The sequence below is a fragment of the Leclercia adecarboxylata genome (assembly GCF_035787115.1).
GTDB classification, from domain to species: Bacteria; Pseudomonadota; Gammaproteobacteria; order Enterobacterales; family Enterobacteriaceae; genus Enterobacter; species Enterobacter adecarboxylatus_E.
In genome coordinates this window covers 193,404-209,622 of the sequence record NZ_JALKTL010000001.1, presented here as the reverse complement: position 1 = coordinate 209,622, position 16,219 = coordinate 193,404, and the positions used below count along the sequence as shown (strand labels likewise).

Sequence of the window (16,219 nt, the reverse complement as noted above, 5' to 3'; positions counted from 1 at the left end):
TCTCAGCCTGAATCTGATCAAATGCCAAAGGTTATATTTTGTGCGCTGCAAAACGGCTTTCTGGTAATCCGGTAAAAAAAGGTGACCGAATGCTGAAAAGCGCACCGTCATAAGCGGTTGGCTCTGCGAGACCTACCCGGGCACTGGTACAATAAAGTGTGTTGAGTGACGAACCACCAAGCTTCGGGCAGGTTGTCTGGAGGGCTGGAGCAGAAAGAATGCTGTGTATTTCTCCCCCCGGACTGTATCGGACAACCCGACTGCCGCCCCATTCTGCGTTCCACAGATAGCCCTGCGCATCAATGCAGGAACCATCAGGCGCGCCGCCGCCTTCGATTTTGGTGAACACGCGCTGGTTTTGCAGCGAGGGGTAATCGCAGCACATTATCCGACCCTGCATCGAGTCACAGTAATAGAGCGTGCCACCATCGGGGCTGAAACAGATGCTGTTCGGTATAGTGACATCGGGCAATGCAAGCGTCTCAACAGTCAGCGTTGCCGCATTGAGTCGATGAAACTTACCGATGACTTTAACGGGATAACCGTCATCCATCGTCCCGAAGACAAAATTACCGGCACGGTCACACCGTCCATCACCTATGCGGGTGCCGGTGTCTCCCGGTGAAGCAGCCACTGGGGTAATTAATCCGCTGTTGAGATCATAGAAAGCCAGCCTTGACGCGAATCCCATCAGCAGAATGTGATCCTGTTCAGTCAGGGCAAAGGAGCCAAGACGTTCAGGCAGCGACCAGCGCATCACAACATCATTACCTTCTTCTATGACGAGAAGTTCACTGGCTTCAATGTCAGTCCAGTAGAGCCTGTGGGTTCTTTCACACCACAGTGGGCACTCTCCCAGCGTATTCCTGACCTCAGCTGCAATTGAAAACATGTTAATCCTCCGGATATAAAAGATCGTACTGCACGATGGCAAAAGTGGATAACGCAGTTAGTGCAGAAAACGTGCAGAGAGCCGATCGCCGAAAAGCATGACAGCAAGTCCGAGCAGCATGACAACCATTCCCCCCAGCCTGACTAACGAAACCGGGCGCTGCACAGCGCCCAGCAAGCCAAAATGGTCAATCATCTGCGAGGAAAGTAACTGTCCGACAATCGCCAGCCCGAGCAGAGCTGAAAATCCGATTTTCGGCGCCAGCACGACATAGCTGAACAGGGCACATGCCCCTATCAGGCCGCCCGCAAGACTCCAGAGAGGTTGTGACGGGATCGCCGCCAGCGATGTCATTAGCCCGCCCCTGAGCAGTGCGTAAATCCCCAGACTGAACGCGCCCGCCGTGAAGGAAAACAGCGCCGCAGTGACCGGATCACCTTCCAGTCCCCTTGCCAGCTGGCTGTTCAGGGTTGTCTGCAGGGTGATCCCCAGACCTGCGGCAAACGCGATTACGTAATAAATCATGCTTTTCATCCCGGTCAGTCTGCCTGCTCCAGCGGCAGGAAGGCGTCAGCAAAAATGTCAGGCTGGTAGCCAGAGGCGGCAAACAGGTGCTCACGCGACTCATCAATCGCCGCACGCAGTCGCGCGCTGTCTACGCCCAGCACCTTACCGTTCTGTTTAACGATGCGCCCGCCGATCATGACGGTATCGATGTTGCTGCGCTCGGCGGCATGTACCACCGTGCCAAAGGCATTTCCGGACGGGTACAGGTTGAGATCACTGGCGTTAATCAGCACCAGGTCAGCCTGCTTGCCTGGCGTCAGGCTGCCCACTTTGTCCTGCAGCCCTGCACAGGCCGCACCATCAAGAGTCGCGGCTTTAAGGAGTTGCGCCGCCGGAAGCGTTTTCAGCGTTTGTTCAGCATCGCAGCACTGCTGCTGATGCATGCCCATTACCCGCTGCAGGTAAAAGGCGACGCGCATCTCCATAAACATATCGGTGCTGTACGACGTTTCATTGTCCACGCTCAGGCCAGGCTTGATGCCATGACGCTGTGCGGCCTCAATGGCAAACATCCCGCTTTCGATGCCATAGTGCGAATCCGAGCGTGGGCAGACGTTTACCCGCACACCCGCTTCCCGCAGAATTTCCCATCCCCGGTCAGGCAGCGCCGTGCAGTGATTGAAAATATTGTCCGGCCCCAGAAGCCCCTGCTGATGCAGCGACTCAAGTTCAGCCCCCATCTCAGCGCCAAAGAACTCCGTGACAATCGACAGCCCCAGCCTGCGGGCCTCGGCCCACAACTCTGGCTCCAGCTGGGCCATGACGGCGAGAGTGACCAGGCTTTCAGGGTTGTCGGTGAAATACTTCTCCTGCAGACGCTGCCAGTTTCCTGGCCAGTGCGCTTTATCCCATTCGCCGGCTACCGGTGCACCGGAGGCATGAATGGCGCGAATACCGGTATCAAGCAGGGCCTCGACGGCGGCATCGGCATGCGCTGCAGTTCGGCTGTTGTGCGAGTTATCAATCATTGTGGTGATGCCCGCATCAACAGCGCCCAGCGCCGTCAGCAGGTTGCCGACATAGATATCGGCAGGACGGTAATATTTAGCGAACGAGAAGTGCGTGGCATTGCTGTAGTCGTCCAGGCAGGTGGCATTTGGGTTAATGCGGCGCAGCTGTCCTTCCCATGCGTGACGATGAGAATCGACCATTCCCGGCATGGCAATCATGTTGGTGGCATCAATGACATGCGCACCCGGCACATCAAGATTCTGGCCCACGGCGGTAATTGTTGAGCCGTTGATGAGAATATCACCGCGCTCAATGTTACCGACGTTCTCGTCCATGCTCAGTATCGTCGCGCCACGAACCAACGTAGCCTGTGAAGTGACATTTTGATTGTTAACAATATTTCTGATGTAACCGGCCATAAACTTGCCTCTTTCCTGATCAATGGGGAAACGATACGCCACACCATTAGCCTGAAAAAGATGCGTAAAGTGTTTTCATAATTCATAATTCTCGAACAATCAGACTCACTTTTACCCGGAGCAGAACGATGGATCGTATTCAGGCTATGCAGGTTTTCACGCGGGTTGCTGAAGCCGGGAGTTTTGTTCGCGCGGCAGAAACACTTTCACTGCCTTCTTCCACCGTTACCAGCACGATTAAAAACCTGGAGAAATACCTGCAGGTGCGCCTGCTGAACCGCACGACAAGACGGGTCAGCCTTACTCCTGAAGGCTTGCAGTATCTGGCGCAGTGCCGAGAGATCCTGTCGCTGATTGAGCATAGTGAATCCAGCCTGACTGATTCCCTCAGACGCCCTCAGGGGCGGCTGCGGGTTGATATGCCTGGTGGGATCGCCCATTTCATCGTCATGCCCCACCTGAAAGACTTTTACCGGCTTTATCCGGATATTTACCTGATGATTGGTGTGAGCGATCGGCAGGTCGATCTTGTGCAGGAAGGGGTGGATTGCGTCATACGAACCGGTGAATTAACGGACTCCACACTGGTTGCCCGTCCGCTTGGCCGGTTTCGCTGGGTGACCTGCGCCTCGCCGGACTATCTCAGGAAGTTCGGTGTCCCTGAGACGCCTGAAGCGTTGTCACAACATCGGGCGATTCATTACTTTTCCGGTTCTGGAAGACGCACTAGTGAACTGCGTTTTACACGAGGCACTGAGGCCTTCTCTGTTCCGGTTGAGGGGGATGCAGCCGTTAACGAAACGGGACTCTACATCAGATTGTGTCTTGAAGGTTTTGGGCTGGCGCAGCTCGCTGAGAATGTGATTTCGGAGAATCTGCAGCAAGGCAAACTGATCGAGGTTCTGGCAGACTGGCAGCCCCCCTCCGTGCCGGTAACGATGCTCTATCCGCATCAGCGTTTTCTCTCTCCCGCCGTGCGTGCTTTTGCTGACTGGATCTCCGGACTTTTCAACGAAGGCGCAGGTGAGAAAGGTCTTTCCGGTAAAAGACGGCTCCGGTAAGAGGACGGCTCTTCAGTACGACAATTAATAACCCCCTCAGCAGAGGAACCGAACGTTCCCCTGCTGTGTCTGTGAATTCAGCCCGGCTGCAGTGCAGGTTCCAGGTGAGCGTTTCGTCCGGCAGCCATTCCGGTGCAGGCGCCTGCGACTGCGATTGCTGCGGTCATCAGTAATGGCACCGTCCAGCCTCCGGACAACTCCTGTACTTTGCCCAGCAACAGCGGACCCATCGCTGCCATCAGATAACCGACACTCTGCGCCATGCCTGACAAGGCGGCAGCATCACCCGCGTTTTTAGTACGCAGCCCGATGAATGTCAGACCCAGCATCATGCTGGCACCTGAGCCGAAGCCGAGAAGCGCGGCCCACAGCATCGCCATACCCGGCAGATACAGGATGCCGATAAAGGACACTGCGGTTAACAGGCTGACGCCAGCAGCAGCTAATTTCTGATCGTTGAGAAGACGCAGCGTGGCCGCCAGAATCAGGCCGGGAATGGCGGTGGTCAGCTGAAGGATGCCGTGTACCTCGCCAGCCTGAGCTGAGGAGAGTCCACTGTCCGTAAGAATGGCTGGAAGCCAGCCCACCGCAACATAAAACGGCATCGCATTCAGGCCCATAAACAGGGTGACCTGCCATGCCAGAGGCGAGCGCCAGACCGCGACGGACGCCGCTTGTTTCTCACCCGCTGCTGGCAGCTGATGCTTGTTCGTTAACTGGGGCAACCATAAAAGCAGCGCAAGGAACGGTGCTATAACCAGCATGGCTAACGCGATGTTCCAGCCCCAGCTCTGCGTCAGAGGAATGACAATGGCTGAACCAATGGCACCCGCGGCACCCATGGTGATGGAATACGCCCCCGTCATGGAAGCCACGTTGCCGGAAAAGTCACGTTTGATAAGACCTGGCAGAAGGACATTGCCCAGGGCAATCCCGATACCTATTAATATGGTTCCGCCATAAAGCGCCCAGACGCTGCCTGTGGAGCGAAGCAGGATGCCTGCAGAAATCACGGCCAGAGCACCAAAAAGGGTGCGTTCCAGGCCGTACTTGCGGGAGATGGATGCGCTCAGGGGAGAAAAGGCGGCAAAGGCCAGTAAAGGTAGCGAGTTAAGCAACCCAACGGCTGTGATACTTAGCCCAAAATCATGGCGAATAGACTCTAAAACGGGTGCGATAGCGGTAAAAGGAACACGCAGGTTAATGGCGATAAAAAGGGTGCCGGTCACAAGTATGACTGAAGACCACTTGTTCGTCGTGTGGGACATAAATTTTGCTTTCTCTGGAAAAAAGAAAGACTTTAAAGAAAGCATGAGTTACAGAATATAGATAACCTGACAACATATAGCTAAATCATGCCAGTTAATAAAAAAACCGTGACCTCGCCGGAGGAGTTTAACGCCGATGCTTTCAGTCAGGCTGCTATTGCCCTGCATGTATCATCGTCAGGCGAGTATGCCGGGCAGAGTCCGCACACTCATCGCAAGGGACAACTTATTCTCTCTTTGCGCGGTGCAGTGAGCTGTGAGGTTGAGGATGCGCTGTGGCTTGTTCCACCGGGACATGCAGTCTGGGTTCCGGGTGAAATCCCTCATAGTTGCCGGATTACGAAGAATGCAGATACCTGCTTTCTGTTTATCGAACCCGGCGCGGCGGTGATGCCGGAAATCTGCTGTACCCTGGCGATTACGCCTCTGGTCCGCGAGCTTGTTCTGTATCTTGCAGAGCAGGGACAGGTTTATTCTCCTGACAGTAAAACAGCCAGGCTCGCAGTAGTGCTGCTGGAACATATTCCGGATGTGCCGGTTAAAGCGCTCCATCTTCCCGTATCGGATCATCCTAAAATCCGGAAAATGGCTGAGGCACTTTTTAATGAGCCTGATGACCGGCGAACGTTAAAGCAGTGGGCTGCTCATCTGGCCATCAGCGAGCGATCTCTGGCCAGACGGATAAAAGAGGCAACAGGAATGAGCTTTGGTCGCTGGCGTCAGCAACTGCATTTGATGATAGCCCTGAGCCATCTGGCAGAAGGTCAGTCCGTACAGCGCGTCGCCGGAATGCTGGGATATGATTCGGTCAGCGCGTTTATTACGATGTTCAGAAAAGCACTGGGTAAATCACCGACGCAATATTTTTCGTCTCTAAACTAATGCAAAACAACACAAACCGGATTTTTATAAAGAACGCCAGGGTCCGCTTTTCGCTCATAGCTGACCTTGAACCTGGTGAGCTAGTCCGCTCTGTGCCAGGAGCGGACGTTGATGACCTTGAGCGGTGCTAATCAATAACAACCCGTCAGTTCTACCCATCATTTTTCAGAGTAGGAAATGCGGTATCCACTGCCCTCCCTGAGAACGCTGGCAAACCCAACCTGACTTAAGTGCATGCCAGCAATGATCAGTTTTTCGCTGACAGCTTTTTCCATAATTTTCTTTCTTGTTTCCTCGGCCAGAGCAGGATCGGTGTCGAATAAGATAGAAACAGCCGGTTGCGCTGACTGAATATGAGGATAATGGACAACGTCTCCCCATATTAATAAGCAGTTATCATCTGCATCGATGCGAAAACCGGTATGCCCGGGTGTATGACCCGGTAGCCATACCGGCAGAATGCCTTCTGCTATTTTATCGCCGTTAAAAAAACGCACCTTCCGGGCGTAAGCATTTAACGTTTGGCGGACCAGCCAAAAATTACGTTGCCCGCGCTCATTCGCTATGTTGAGTTTTTCATCATCCTGCCAGTGTTGTGCTTCGAGAGGATGAAGAATAATTTCAGCGTGTTTAAAAACCGGCTGTTTCTCAGCATCCAGCAGGCCTCCAATATGATCCGGATGGCAGTGCGTTAGTAAAACGGTATCGACGTCGTCAGGGTTAACACCCGCTGCGGCAAGGTTTGCGTTGAGTTGTCCCGCCATGTTGTTCAGCGGGCCTGTGCCAGCGTCAACCAAAATTATTCGACCCAGACCGCGGATAAGGTAACAGTTTATATGAATATCGCCGGACTCATCGATTCCGGCACTGTATTGAATAACGTCCGCATCAGCTTTTTCGATGCCTGACAGTAAATCCAGACTCGCTGACATATTACCGTCACTCAGCGCAGTTATCTCAAAATCGCCAATCTGACGGAACGGAAGGGAATGGCTCATCGTTACCTCGAAGTTAGTTGCGGGCGAATAGGTGTTCTGCTGGGGAGCCAAAACAGCGAATACGGGGCATCAGACCAGAGGCCTGTTGAGTAGCAAAATCCAGTTCACGCATAAAGTTCTCCATCACTTCATGGGTTCGCAATGTTGTCAGGCGATAAAAGAGTTCGGCATAGACCGGTTGCCCGCATCCCGGCTTTACATCGACAAAAATGATATGAACGTTTTTGGGTTCTGCGTCGAGGATCTCACAGCATAGGGCGCTGCATTTATGGGTAAAATCACCAAGTTTTTTAAACTTGTCAGAGTAATTTTCAGAAATATAAAAAGTCAGATTAGGCATGATGTTATGGCTTCCCTTTTTCAGCACTCCGCAACTGCAGGGTCAGTGGCTCGTAGAGATATACACCAGACATATCTATAAACAGCGAGGCCATCTCAACAGGCAAGGCATATGCAACGCGATAGTCAGGGGATTTATCCAGCCCCACCGCATTCATTTCCAGACCCCGATATCCCATCTCTGTCTCTAAAAAGTCTATTGCCTTTGCGCTCAATAGCAGAATTCCATCGGAAGAGATGGCTGGAGCAAGGCCTTCACTTTCATAGAGATTACGATGCCAGTCAGTAATGCAGACCTGCCAACGAGAGAAATTACCGCCTCCTTTTAAACGGTAATCCTCACTGCTGAGAATATCCGCATCATTAATCGTATGAATGGCAAGGTAAACAGGGCATCCAGATTTGACGGCGCGAAAGCGTTGAGATGTAGTGAAGCCAGCAACAGATATCAATGCGGGTAATTTTTGCTGGCTGTAAAAGGCATTCCATTCTGCCTCAGTTTCAGGATCGTTATACGAGCATTCCACGGTATAGAACATAAGCCCACCTCTAAATGAGTTATAAATGCAAATAAATACATTTTCTCAATGATTTTTCATCATGCTATAGACTGTTTAGGTCGCTTAAAAACGATAATATGTCACGGTTTAGTGACATTAAGTCATTGAAAGCACGTTACAGGCACAGAGCAAGGAACAGGTTTTATGCGCAGAAAAATACCTAGTAGTGCGTCCATGCAGGCTTTTGATGCCGCCGCAAGGCACGGTAATTTTGCCAGGGCCGCAGAGGAGTTATCGTTAACAGAAGGGGCGATTAGCCGTCAGATTGCGCGTCTCGAAGCGTTGCTGAACTGTAAACTGTTTGACCGTATGGGAAGCCGAGTAAAGCTTAACCCTGTCGGCGCACGCTATGCACATCACGTGCGTGAAACGCTCGATCGGCTCGAAAGAGATACTCAGTACATAATGGGGATGACTGAGGGCAGTAAAAGTCTGGATATCGCCGTCCTGCCAACCTTTTCCAGTCGGTGGCTTATTCCCCGCCTGAACGGCTTTAAATCTTTGTACCCGGACATAACGTTAAATATTGCTGCCAGAACCGATCCTTTCATTTTGCCCGGAAGTGGCTTTGACGCTGTGATTCATTTTGAACATTCCGCATGGGCAGGCATGCGTATGCAATTTCTGTTTCAGGAAAATCTGGTGCCCGTGTGCCATCCGGCATTGTTAACAAATAATGACGTCAATAAACAGCTAAACGAACTTCCGCGGATTCACCGTCGACAGAATCCAGATGCATGGCATCACTATGCCCGGGAAAATGGAATACGCCTCGATAATCCGGCTCAGGGTGTGCGGTACGATCTTCATGAAATGGCCATTGCTGCAGTCATCGCGGGACAAGGCGTAGCATTGGTTCCACGTATGTATGTCGAGAATGAATTGAGTTGTGGCATGCTTGTTTCGCCCTGGCCAGCCTCAGACTGCCTGAGCAAAAAATTCTGTTTAATAAAATCGACGGAAACGGGAATTAATGAGGCTGCGCTGGAAAGTTTTGAACGCTGGTTGCTTGCTAAAATGAATACGCTCGCCAGCCTTAATGCCGAACGATGACGTTACGTCCGCTCTTCGCTCACAGCGGACCTCGCAGTTGTGCCTCTTGCGCCAGAAGCGGACGCTGCCTGTCCCTGACATGCTATTAAACAGATTGCACTTCCCTCTCATGTAAAATGGCACTAACTGAAAGATGCCAGTCTGTCTCCTCATGTATATCTACAGCCACACTGAGTCATTAAGAAAGGATGGATGAAGATGCTGAGAGGTAAAAGAGCAGTGATTACCGGAGGCGGTGCGGGGTTTGGTCAGGCGCTGAGCGTGTGGTTGGCGCGAGAAGGCGTCGAGGTGGATTTTTGCGCGAGGCGTGCTGACGATATTCAAAAAACTTGCAGTATCATCACGGCTGAAGGCGGAATGGCAAAAGGATATATCTGTGATTTGACCCAGCCTGAATCCCTTTCTCAGTTCTCCTCACTGTTATTAACTTCATACAAGCCCATAGATATTTTAATTCTCAATGCTGCTCAGTGGCTGTCAGGAACCTTAGACGATCAACCAGACGCAGAAATCATTAATACCATCAGTTCAGGACTGACAGGTTCGATTCTACTGACTCAGGCATTACTGCCCGGGTTAAGACGTTCAGAAAGTGCGGATATCGTCTCAATTATATCTTCATGCGGAATTCCGAATTTTACAGATTCAATTGCGCACCCCGCTTTTTTTGCCAGCAAACACGGGCTTAGCGGGTTTACAACTAAACTGTCACACCAGTTGTCTGCAGAAAATATACGCGTGACGGGGCTGTATCCCCCGGATTTTGAACTGACAGGATTAGATACGTTTGTCGATAGCCAACCCAAAATGGGGGAACGTCTGATGAATGGGCGCTCGGTCTGGGAAACAATTCGCTTTGTGCTGGCTCAACCACGTAGTTGCCATATCAGTAGCATCTACTTTGACGGTCCAACTCGCGAAAAACTGGGGGGATGAAGCTGAATTGCGCGACGATGTCACTGGTGCCCGGATCCGTGTTTTTTCTGTATACCAGACCTGCCCGGAGTAAAACCGGACAGAGGCAACGGCGGTTAAAACCGGCTAAGCGCTTCATGATAACGCTCAGGCTTCACAGGTGCAGAACATCCCTCTCCAGATAATGGAGAGGGCTAAACGACCAGGCGAAGGATTTCTACAGTGCCGATGGCCATACGCGAGGGACAATTTTGTTTGCCGTTAGCGGCGCCAGTTGTTCAGAGGCGATATCCGAAGGGGATAACCAGAGGATTTCCTCAATTTCAGCGGCGGGTTGAACGTCCTGAATGCGGTGTTCTGTTCTGAACATACAGGCATGAAGCTGATGACCGGGCTCATTGGCGGCTATATCTGTAAATTCGCCAAGCGGTATCAATTCCTCAGGCGTGAGTTCAATATTCAGCTCTTCTCTGAGCTCGCGAATCAGCGCTGACTGAGCGTCTTCTCCCGGTTCAATCTTTCCGCCGGGCTGCATAAAAAATGCGGTGCCTCTTTTCCTGACCAGGAGTAAGCGCCCTTTTTCATCCATCATGACCGCTGCAGCAATGCGAATTGTGTTTAGTTCAGGCATAGCAATTTCCGTTCTGAATTGCCCGCCTGGAAACAGGCGGGGATTGTAAAAGTGACTCATGTTCAAAAACGTACAAGGTTTATCCCGCTCGGGACTCACACCCGTAACCTGTCTGCTGCGGGCCTGCTTTCACTACTTGTTAATACACGAAAAGCTGCCGCATTGGCGAGAATCAAGCGAGGCCCATGGTAACATTCGGCTCTCTTCTGACGCGAGGACAGGTTCCCCCCCTGATCAGGGAGGTGGCCAAAAGGGTGCCGACACAACGATCGTCCGCCTGATGTCCCGTCTCAGGAGCATAACGCCCTCCCTTCCCTTTACTGACGCATTCTTTCACGGCTCGCTTTTTTCTCATAGCTGAACACCAAAAAACCCTATGGTTATCATGTCATTGCAGAAACATTTTTTAACACTACCTGTTTACTTTGTAATGATTATTCATATCATCTTGATAATCACTATCACCTCAGAGGGTGATGTTCTTGCGGTACGGGGCATTAACGCCACCGACACCCCGAAAATTCAGGATGATTATAATAATGAAATCGCATTGCTATCGCGCGCTAAGCTCTTGTTTATTTTTAACATTAGCCTCTAATGCCTCTGCTGAAACTCAAAAGGATGACACGCTGGTGGTTGCCGCCAGCCGTACTAATCACAGCATTACCGACATGGCACAGACCACCTGGGTTGTTGATCAGGCTGAAATTGAACAGCAGGTTCAGGGCGGAAAAGAGCTTAAAGAGGTGCTGGCGCAGCTGATCCCCGGTATGGACGTCAGCAGCCAGGGACGTACCAACTACGGTATGAACATGCGCGGTCGTTCCATGATGGTCATGGTCGACGGCGTACGTTTAAACTCCTCGCGCAGCGACAGCCGCCAGCTGGATTCTATCGATCCGTTTAATATTTCCCGCATTGAGGTCATCTCCGGCGCCACCTCTCTCTACGGCGGGGGCAGTACCGGCGGCTTAATCAATATCGTCACCAAAAAGGGCCAGCCGGAAACGGAAGTTGAGTTCCAGAGCGGCCTGAAAACCGGCTTTAACAGCCATAACGACAATGATGAGAACATCGCGGCGGCGGTCAGCGGCGGTAACGACAACGCCTCGGGCCGCCTGTCAGTGGCGTATCAGCGCTTTGGCGGCTGGTATGACGGCAACGGCGACGAGGTGATCATCGATAACACCCAGACCGGCCTGCAATACTCTGACCGTCTGGACGTGATGGGCACCGGCACGCTGAACATCGACGATCATCAGCAGCTGCAGCTCACCACCCAGTATTACAAGAGCCAATCCGACGGTAAGCACGGCCTCTATCTTGGCGAGAACTTCTCTGCGGTGACGGGTGACGGCAATGCCTATAACAAAAATAATCTCGACGCCGACCGTATTCCCGGCACCGAGCGTCACCTGATCAACCTGCAGTATTCCAATACCGATTTCTGGGGCCAGGATCTGCTCGCGCAAATTTACTACCGTGATGAAAGCCTGACGTATTACCCCTTCCCTACGCTTTCGGGCGGTCGGGTGACCAGCATCGGCGCGTCACAGCAGAAAACCGATTTCTACGGCGGCAAGCTCACCATCAACAGCAAGCCGCTGGATGCGTTGACGCTGACATGGGGTGTGGACGCCGAGCATGAAACCTTTGACGCCAACCAGCAATTTTTCGACCTCAACAAGGCCGCGGCCAGCGGTGGCATGAAGCTGGATAACGCCTATAACGTGGGACGCTACCCGAGCTACAGCATTACCAACCTCGCCCCGTTCCTGCAGAGCAGCTACGACTTCTCCGCGATTACGCTGAGCGGCGGCGTGCGTTACCAGTACACGGAAAACAAGGTCGATGATTTTGTGGGGTATGCCCAACAACAGGCGATCGCCACGGGCAGAGCCACCTCGGCAGACGCGGTACCGGGCGGGAAAACCGATTACAATAACCTGCTGTTTAACGCCGGTATTCTGGGCCATCTGACCGAACGCCAGCAGCTGTGGTTTAACTTCTCCCAGGGCTTTGAGATCCCGGATCTGGCGAAGTATTACGGTTCCGGCACCTATCAGCTGGTGAACGGCCATTATCGCCTGGTTAACAGCGTGAACGTGAACGACTCCAAACTCGACGGGATTAAGGTTGATGCCTACGAGCTGGGCTGGCGCTACACCGGGGATAATTTGCGCACGCAGGTTGCCGGTTACTACTCGCTCTCTGACAAAACCATCAACATCAACAAAAGCGACATGACCATCAACGTCGAAGATGACGAGCGTCGCATCTACGGGGTTGAAGGCCAGATCGACTATTTCTTCACCGACAGCGAGTGGAGCACCGGCACAAACTTCAACGTCATCAAATCGGAAACACGCGTCGACGGGAAGTGGGAAAAGCTGACGGTAGACAGCGCCAGCCCGTCCAAAATGAGCGCATGGGTCACCTGGGCGCCGGGCGACTGGACGTTGCGCGTGCAGAGTACGCAGACGTTCGATCTGTCTGATGAAGCCGGCAAGAAGATTGATGGCTATAACACCGTTGATTTCCTGGGGAGCTATCTTCTGCCTGTGGGCAAGCTGAGCTTCAGCGTAGAAAACCTGCTGGATGAAGACTACACCACCACATGGGGACAGCGCGCACCGGGTCTGTACAGTCCAACCTACGGTGCTGAAAACCTGTATACCTACAAAGGCCGAGGCCGTACCTTCGGCCTGAACTACTCGGTCCTGTTCTGACAGTCGCTGCCGCCTGCTACGCGGGCGGCAGTTTTTAGCAGTGCGATCCTCAGGAAAACGCCGCTTTCAATTGCTCAAGTCCCTGATGCAGCATCGCTCGCGGACAGGCAAAGTTAAACCGCTCAAAGCCCTCGCCTTCCTGGCCAAACGTTTCTCCCCATGTCAGCCCAATCCTGGCCTTGTTGAGGATAATCTCTCTGAGCTCGTCAGGCGTGAACCCAAAAGCCCGGAAATCCAGCCAGGCGATATAACCGCCGCCAGGCCTGATAAGGGTAACCTGCGGCAGGTTGGCCTTTAAATACGCGTCCATATAATCCAGATTGCACTGCAGATAGCGGTTCAGTTGTGCGAGCCACGCCGCGCCTTGCTGGTAGGCAGCCGTGGTGGCGGCAACGCTGAAAATATTGGTGGCAAAATCAAAGTCCATACTGACGCGCACCCTCTCCAGCTGCGCCCACTTTTCCTTGTCCGGAATTATGCCGATGGCATAGGTCAGCCCCTGAAGATTAAACGCTTTTGAAGGCGAGGTTAAGGTCACTGAGTTGAGGCTGCTGCGGGGAGATACGCTGCCGTAGGGCACAAAGGCAGCGTCATCGTAGGTGATGTAGCTGTTGATCTCATCAGACACAACCAGCACCCCCTGTCTTTCGCAGATATCCGCGATGAGAGACAGCGTCTCCCGGGTAAATAACAGCCCGGTGGGGTTATGTGGATTGACCAGAAAAAACAATCTGACCTTTTTTCTGACAATAATTTCTTCGAAACTCACGGGATCGAAATGATATTGCTCCCCGTCATACGTCAGAGCCTGGGTAACGACGTTACGCTCAGCCCCCAGAATCACGCTGACGGCAGGATGAAAATGAGGCACATGAATGAGAACGTTGTCGTTCGGCCTGGTAAAGGCACGCAGACACAGAGAGAGCATGGCCCACATACCGGGGCAGTTGGTCAGCCATTCGTTCTCAATATGCCAGTCGTGGCGTTCACGAAACCACTCTGCGATCGCGTGGTAGTACTCATCCGTTTTATACTCGTAGGCATACAGCCCGCTCTCCGCTTTCTTAATAAGCGCATCCCGTACACAGGGCGGAGACGTAAAATCCATATCCGCGGTACCGAAGGAAAGGATCCCGGATTGCTGATATCTTCCCCACTTAACAGAAGGCGAATCTGCCCTGTTAATTATCGTGTCAAAGAGACTGCCCTCTTGTTTCATTTTTCACTCCTGTTAGCGCAACTATCCGTATGCATTACACTTTAAAACCATAACAACCCACCCGCGAATTCTGAAGGGAAAAGAGATGCCTGCCAGGGATTTATCCAGAATGGGCACCGCTAAGGTGGCGATAAGGGTCAGTAGTAGCGGACATTTCGTTATTGAAAAGTGTCCTGTTGGAGATGTGGAGTACGGTTTTTATCACTCCGCTGCGACGGCGCTTAATCAGGCAGGCATTGCGACGCCAAAGCTCGTGTCTGCTGATGCCTCCCTGCGCAAGTTAAGCATGGAATATATTCCTCATCCGGTTGAACAGTCGGCCGTCGCCAGTGATGACGCCATAACGATGCTGGGACGCCTGCATCGTTATCCTGGCAATGCTGCATGGCGCTACCACACTCACTCATGGTCAGAAAGAGCCCTTGAAAAAGCGCTGATGCTGCTGGCATTACCTGAAACAAGCGCACGGCAGCTACGGCGATTTCAGCAGTATAGTGATGCATTGTTTGGTTACGCCGGGTTGGTTTCAGGCGACAGCAACGCGGGTAACTGGGGAAGAAGAGACAACGGCGAGTTAGTGCTTTTCGACTGGGAAAGGTTTGGCAAAGGGAGCCCTGCTATCGACCTGGCGCCGCTTATAAAGGGGATGGGAACAACGCAAGCGTTTATGGACCTTGCTGAACGCTATTGCCTGCTATCCTGCCAACATAATGTTAATGGCCTGGCGCGAGAAATAGCCATTGCCAAAGCATGGATTGTTACCGAAGTCATCGTGCTACTTGATGCGCGACAAAAAAGCGCATTTCATCTGTATCAGAAATGGTACCAGGAACATCTTCCTGGCTGGTTAGAAAGCGCAATCAAAGTACTATAAACGCGCCCTCACCTTCAGCCTTGACAGATCTCATCACTCTGGTGAGAATGCTGTACATTAAAACAGTATTTATGGAGTTCTGTTATGTTCGTTGAACTGGTTTACGACAAGCGAAATGTCGAGGGGCTCGCAGGTGCAAGGGAGATCATCCTGGCGGAGTTAACACGGCGTGTGCACCGGATCTTTCCGGAGGCAGACGTAAGGGTTAAGCCGATGCAGGCGAACGGTCTGAATAGCGATGCCAGTAAAAGCGACCGGGAAAAGCTGAATCGCATGCTGGAGGAGATGTTTGAAGAGGCCGACATGTGGCTGGTTTCGGATTGAGGTTCAGGTCCGCAAAGCGCCTGGGTGTATGCTTTGTGCCGGGAGCGGACGTTTACGCGTTAGGTAATTACCAGAACGCACTGTAAATCAACGACGTGAAACGCTGAAAAAGTTATTAACTCATTCCATATTGCATAATCTTTTATCTCTTCCAGGCTTAACAGGTAATCTTAGTTAAGGAGGGATAATGACAGACGAATTTAAAAAATGCATCGAATCCTGCTATCTGTGTGCTGCTGCCTGCGATAATTGTGCGGCGTCATGTCTCGAAGAAGAGAACCTGGAGATGATGCGCGAATGCATAAAGCTGGATATGCAGTGTGCAAATATCTGTCGCCTGGCTGCTCAGTTCATGACACTCAATAGCGAATCTGCCCGGGAACTCTGCCAGGTATGCGCTGATGTTTGTCAGAAGTGCGGCGATGAGTGTGCAAAACATGAACATGAGCATTGTCAGCATTGCTCCAGAGCTTGTCATCACTGCGCCGAACAATGCAGAAAGATGGCTGCCTGAAAAGATCATAAATTTATAAACCC

General features: G+C 52.1%; 17 protein-coding genes. 8 read left to right on the top strand and 9 right to left on the bottom strand.

The window, feature by feature from the left end; all coding sequences use genetic code 11:
* Positions 1–31 precede the first annotated feature (31 nt).
* Genes MXM41_RS01040 through MXM41_RS01030 form a run of 3 tightly spaced genes read right to left on the bottom strand, consistent with a single transcriptional unit; the run spans position 32 to position 2,829 of the window.
* Positions 32–892 (bottom strand): SMP-30/gluconolactonase/LRE family protein, encoded by an 861-nt coding sequence (locus MXM41_RS01040; RefSeq protein WP_325929368.1) that lies wholly within the window; start codon positions 890–892, stop codon positions 32–34.
* A gap of 57 nt (positions 893–949) precedes the next feature.
* Positions 950–1,417: a DMT family transporter gene (locus MXM41_RS01035; RefSeq protein ID WP_325929367.1), complete on the bottom strand. Its 468-nt coding sequence runs from the start codon at positions 1,415–1,417 to the stop codon at positions 950–952.
* 14 nt (positions 1,418–1,431) lie between these two features.
* Positions 1,432–2,829 (bottom strand): amidohydrolase family protein, encoded by a 1,398-nt coding sequence (locus tag MXM41_RS01030; protein ID WP_325930811.1) that lies wholly within the window; start codon positions 2,827–2,829, stop codon positions 1,432–1,434.
* Between the two features lie 128 nt (positions 2,830–2,957).
* Between MXM41_RS01030 and MXM41_RS01025 the strand changes: the two genes are divergently transcribed.
* The gene (locus MXM41_RS01025; RefSeq protein WP_325929366.1) at positions 2,958–3,890 is read left to right on the top strand and encodes a LysR family transcriptional regulator; all 933 of its coding nucleotides are present in this window, start codon (positions 2,958–2,960) and stop codon (positions 3,888–3,890) included.
* 77 nt (positions 3,891–3,967) lie between these two features.
* On the opposite strand, the gene MXM41_RS01020 is transcribed toward MXM41_RS01025, so the two are convergent.
* Positions 3,968–5,158, bottom strand: a complete 1,191-nt coding sequence (locus MXM41_RS01020; protein WP_325929365.1) for an MFS transporter — start codon at positions 5,156–5,158, stop codon at positions 3,968–3,970.
* Positions 5,159–5,245: 87 nt separating this feature from the next.
* Between MXM41_RS01020 and MXM41_RS01015 the strand changes: the two genes are divergently transcribed.
* A complete protein-coding gene (locus tag MXM41_RS01015) occupies positions 5,246–6,040 on the top strand; it encodes a helix-turn-helix transcriptional regulator (protein ID WP_325929364.1) in 795 nt (264 codons plus the stop codon).
* Positions 6,041–6,198: 158 nt separating this feature from the next.
* Here the strand turns inward: MXM41_RS01015 and MXM41_RS01010 are convergent, their stop codons facing one another.
* The 3 genes from MXM41_RS01010 to MXM41_RS01000 are packed head-to-tail and all read right to left on the bottom strand — an operon-like array spanning position 6,199 to position 7,916.
* Positions 6,199–7,038, bottom strand: coding sequence for an MBL fold metallo-hydrolase (locus MXM41_RS01010; RefSeq protein WP_325929363.1), 840 nt, complete (start codon positions 7,036–7,038; stop codon positions 6,199–6,201).
* Between the two features lie 13 nt (positions 7,039–7,051).
* A complete protein-coding gene (locus tag MXM41_RS01005) occupies positions 7,052–7,378 on the bottom strand; it encodes a hypothetical protein (protein ID WP_325929362.1) in 327 nt (108 codons plus the stop codon).
* A 4-nt stretch (positions 7,379–7,382) separates the two neighbouring features.
* Complete coding sequence (locus MXM41_RS01000; RefSeq protein WP_325929361.1) at positions 7,383–7,916, bottom strand: sugar ABC transporter; 534 nt, start codon at positions 7,914–7,916, stop codon at positions 7,383–7,385.
* 165 nt (positions 7,917–8,081) lie between these two features.
* Between MXM41_RS01000 and MXM41_RS00995 the strand changes: the two genes are divergently transcribed.
* Together MXM41_RS00995 and MXM41_RS00990 are read left to right on the top strand one after the other, a co-directional pair.
* A complete protein-coding gene (locus MXM41_RS00995; RefSeq protein ID WP_325929359.1) occupies positions 8,082–8,990 on the top strand; it encodes a LysR substrate-binding domain-containing protein in 909 nt (302 codons plus the stop codon).
* Between the two features lie 198 nt (positions 8,991–9,188).
* Positions 9,189–9,926, top strand: a complete 738-nt coding sequence (locus tag MXM41_RS00990) for an SDR family oxidoreductase (protein WP_325929357.1) — start codon at positions 9,189–9,191, stop codon at positions 9,924–9,926.
* Between the two features lie 196 nt (positions 9,927–10,122).
* Here the strand turns inward: MXM41_RS00990 and MXM41_RS00985 are convergent, their stop codons facing one another.
* A complete protein-coding gene (locus MXM41_RS00985; protein WP_325929356.1) occupies positions 10,123–10,536 on the bottom strand; it encodes an NUDIX domain-containing protein in 414 nt (137 codons plus the stop codon).
* Positions 10,537–11,075: 539 nt separating this feature from the next.
* Here MXM41_RS00985 and MXM41_RS00980 point away from each other — a divergent pair.
* Positions 11,076–13,265: a TonB-dependent siderophore receptor gene (locus MXM41_RS00980; protein ID WP_325929355.1), complete on the top strand. Its 2,190-nt coding sequence runs from the start codon at positions 11,076–11,078 to the stop codon at positions 13,263–13,265.
* Positions 13,266–13,314: 49 nt separating this feature from the next.
* Here MXM41_RS00980 and MXM41_RS00975 read toward each other — a convergent pair whose 3' ends face one another.
* Positions 13,315–14,484, bottom strand: coding sequence for a PatB family C-S lyase (locus MXM41_RS00975; RefSeq protein WP_325929354.1), 1,170 nt, complete (start codon positions 14,482–14,484; stop codon positions 13,315–13,317).
* Positions 14,485–14,569: 85 nt separating this feature from the next.
* On the opposite strand from MXM41_RS00975, the gene MXM41_RS00970 reads away from it, so the two are divergent.
* From MXM41_RS00970 to MXM41_RS00960, 3 genes are all read left to right on the top strand, one after another.
* Entirely contained in the window at positions 14,570–15,358 is a 789-nt protein-coding gene (locus MXM41_RS00970) for a phosphotransferase family protein (protein ID WP_325929353.1), read from the top strand.
* An 84-nt stretch (positions 15,359–15,442) separates the two neighbouring features.
* Positions 15,443–15,682: a DinI family protein gene (locus MXM41_RS00965; protein ID WP_325929352.1), complete on the top strand. Its 240-nt coding sequence runs from the start codon at positions 15,443–15,445 to the stop codon at positions 15,680–15,682.
* A 187-nt stretch (positions 15,683–15,869) separates the two neighbouring features.
* On the top strand, positions 15,870–16,196 hold the full coding sequence (locus MXM41_RS00960; protein WP_325929350.1) for a four-helix bundle copper-binding protein: 327 nt from the start codon (positions 15,870–15,872) through the stop codon (positions 16,194–16,196).
* Positions 16,197–16,219 lie beyond the last annotated feature (23 nt).

Coding starts and splice junctions, on each gene's coding strand:
- MXM41_RS01040 (WP_325929368.1), bottom strand. CDS start 892: ATGTTTTCAATTGCAGCTGAGGTCAGGAATACGCTGGGAGAGTGCCCA.
- MXM41_RS01035 (WP_325929367.1), bottom strand. CDS start 1,417: ATGATTTATTACGTAATCGCGTTTGCCGCAGGTCTGGGGATCACCCTG.
- MXM41_RS01030 (WP_325930811.1), bottom strand. CDS start 2,829: ATGGCCGGTTACATCAGAAATATTGTTAACAATCAAAATGTCACTTCA.
- MXM41_RS01025 (WP_325929366.1), top strand. CDS start 2,958: ATGGATCGTATTCAGGCTATGCAGGTTTTCACGCGGGTTGCTGAAGCC.
- MXM41_RS01020 (WP_325929365.1), bottom strand. CDS start 5,158: ATGTCCCACACGACGAACAAGTGGTCTTCAGTCATACTTGTGACCGGC.
- MXM41_RS01015 (WP_325929364.1), top strand. CDS start 5,246: ATGCCAGTTAATAAAAAAACCGTGACCTCGCCGGAGGAGTTTAACGCC.
- MXM41_RS01010 (WP_325929363.1), bottom strand. CDS start 7,038: ATGAGCCATTCCCTTCCGTTCCGTCAGATTGGCGATTTTGAGATAACT.
- MXM41_RS01005 (WP_325929362.1), bottom strand. CDS start 7,378: ATGCCTAATCTGACTTTTTATATTTCTGAAAATTACTCTGACAAGTTT.
- MXM41_RS01000 (WP_325929361.1), bottom strand. CDS start 7,916: ATGTTCTATACCGTGGAATGCTCGTATAACGATCCTGAAACTGAGGCA.
- MXM41_RS00995 (WP_325929359.1), top strand. CDS start 8,082: ATGCGCAGAAAAATACCTAGTAGTGCGTCCATGCAGGCTTTTGATGCC.
- MXM41_RS00990 (WP_325929357.1), top strand. CDS start 9,189: ATGCTGAGAGGTAAAAGAGCAGTGATTACCGGAGGCGGTGCGGGGTTT.
- MXM41_RS00985 (WP_325929356.1), bottom strand. CDS start 10,536: ATGCCTGAACTAAACACAATTCGCATTGCTGCAGCGGTCATGATGGAT.
- MXM41_RS00980 (WP_325929355.1), top strand. CDS start 11,076: ATGAAATCGCATTGCTATCGCGCGCTAAGCTCTTGTTTATTTTTAACA.
- MXM41_RS00975 (WP_325929354.1), bottom strand. CDS start 14,484: ATGAAACAAGAGGGCAGTCTCTTTGACACGATAATTAACAGGGCAGAT.
- MXM41_RS00970 (WP_325929353.1), top strand. CDS start 14,570: ATGCCTGCCAGGGATTTATCCAGAATGGGCACCGCTAAGGTGGCGATA.
- MXM41_RS00965 (WP_325929352.1), top strand. CDS start 15,443: ATGTTCGTTGAACTGGTTTACGACAAGCGAAATGTCGAGGGGCTCGCA.
- MXM41_RS00960 (WP_325929350.1), top strand. CDS start 15,870: ATGACAGACGAATTTAAAAAATGCATCGAATCCTGCTATCTGTGTGCT.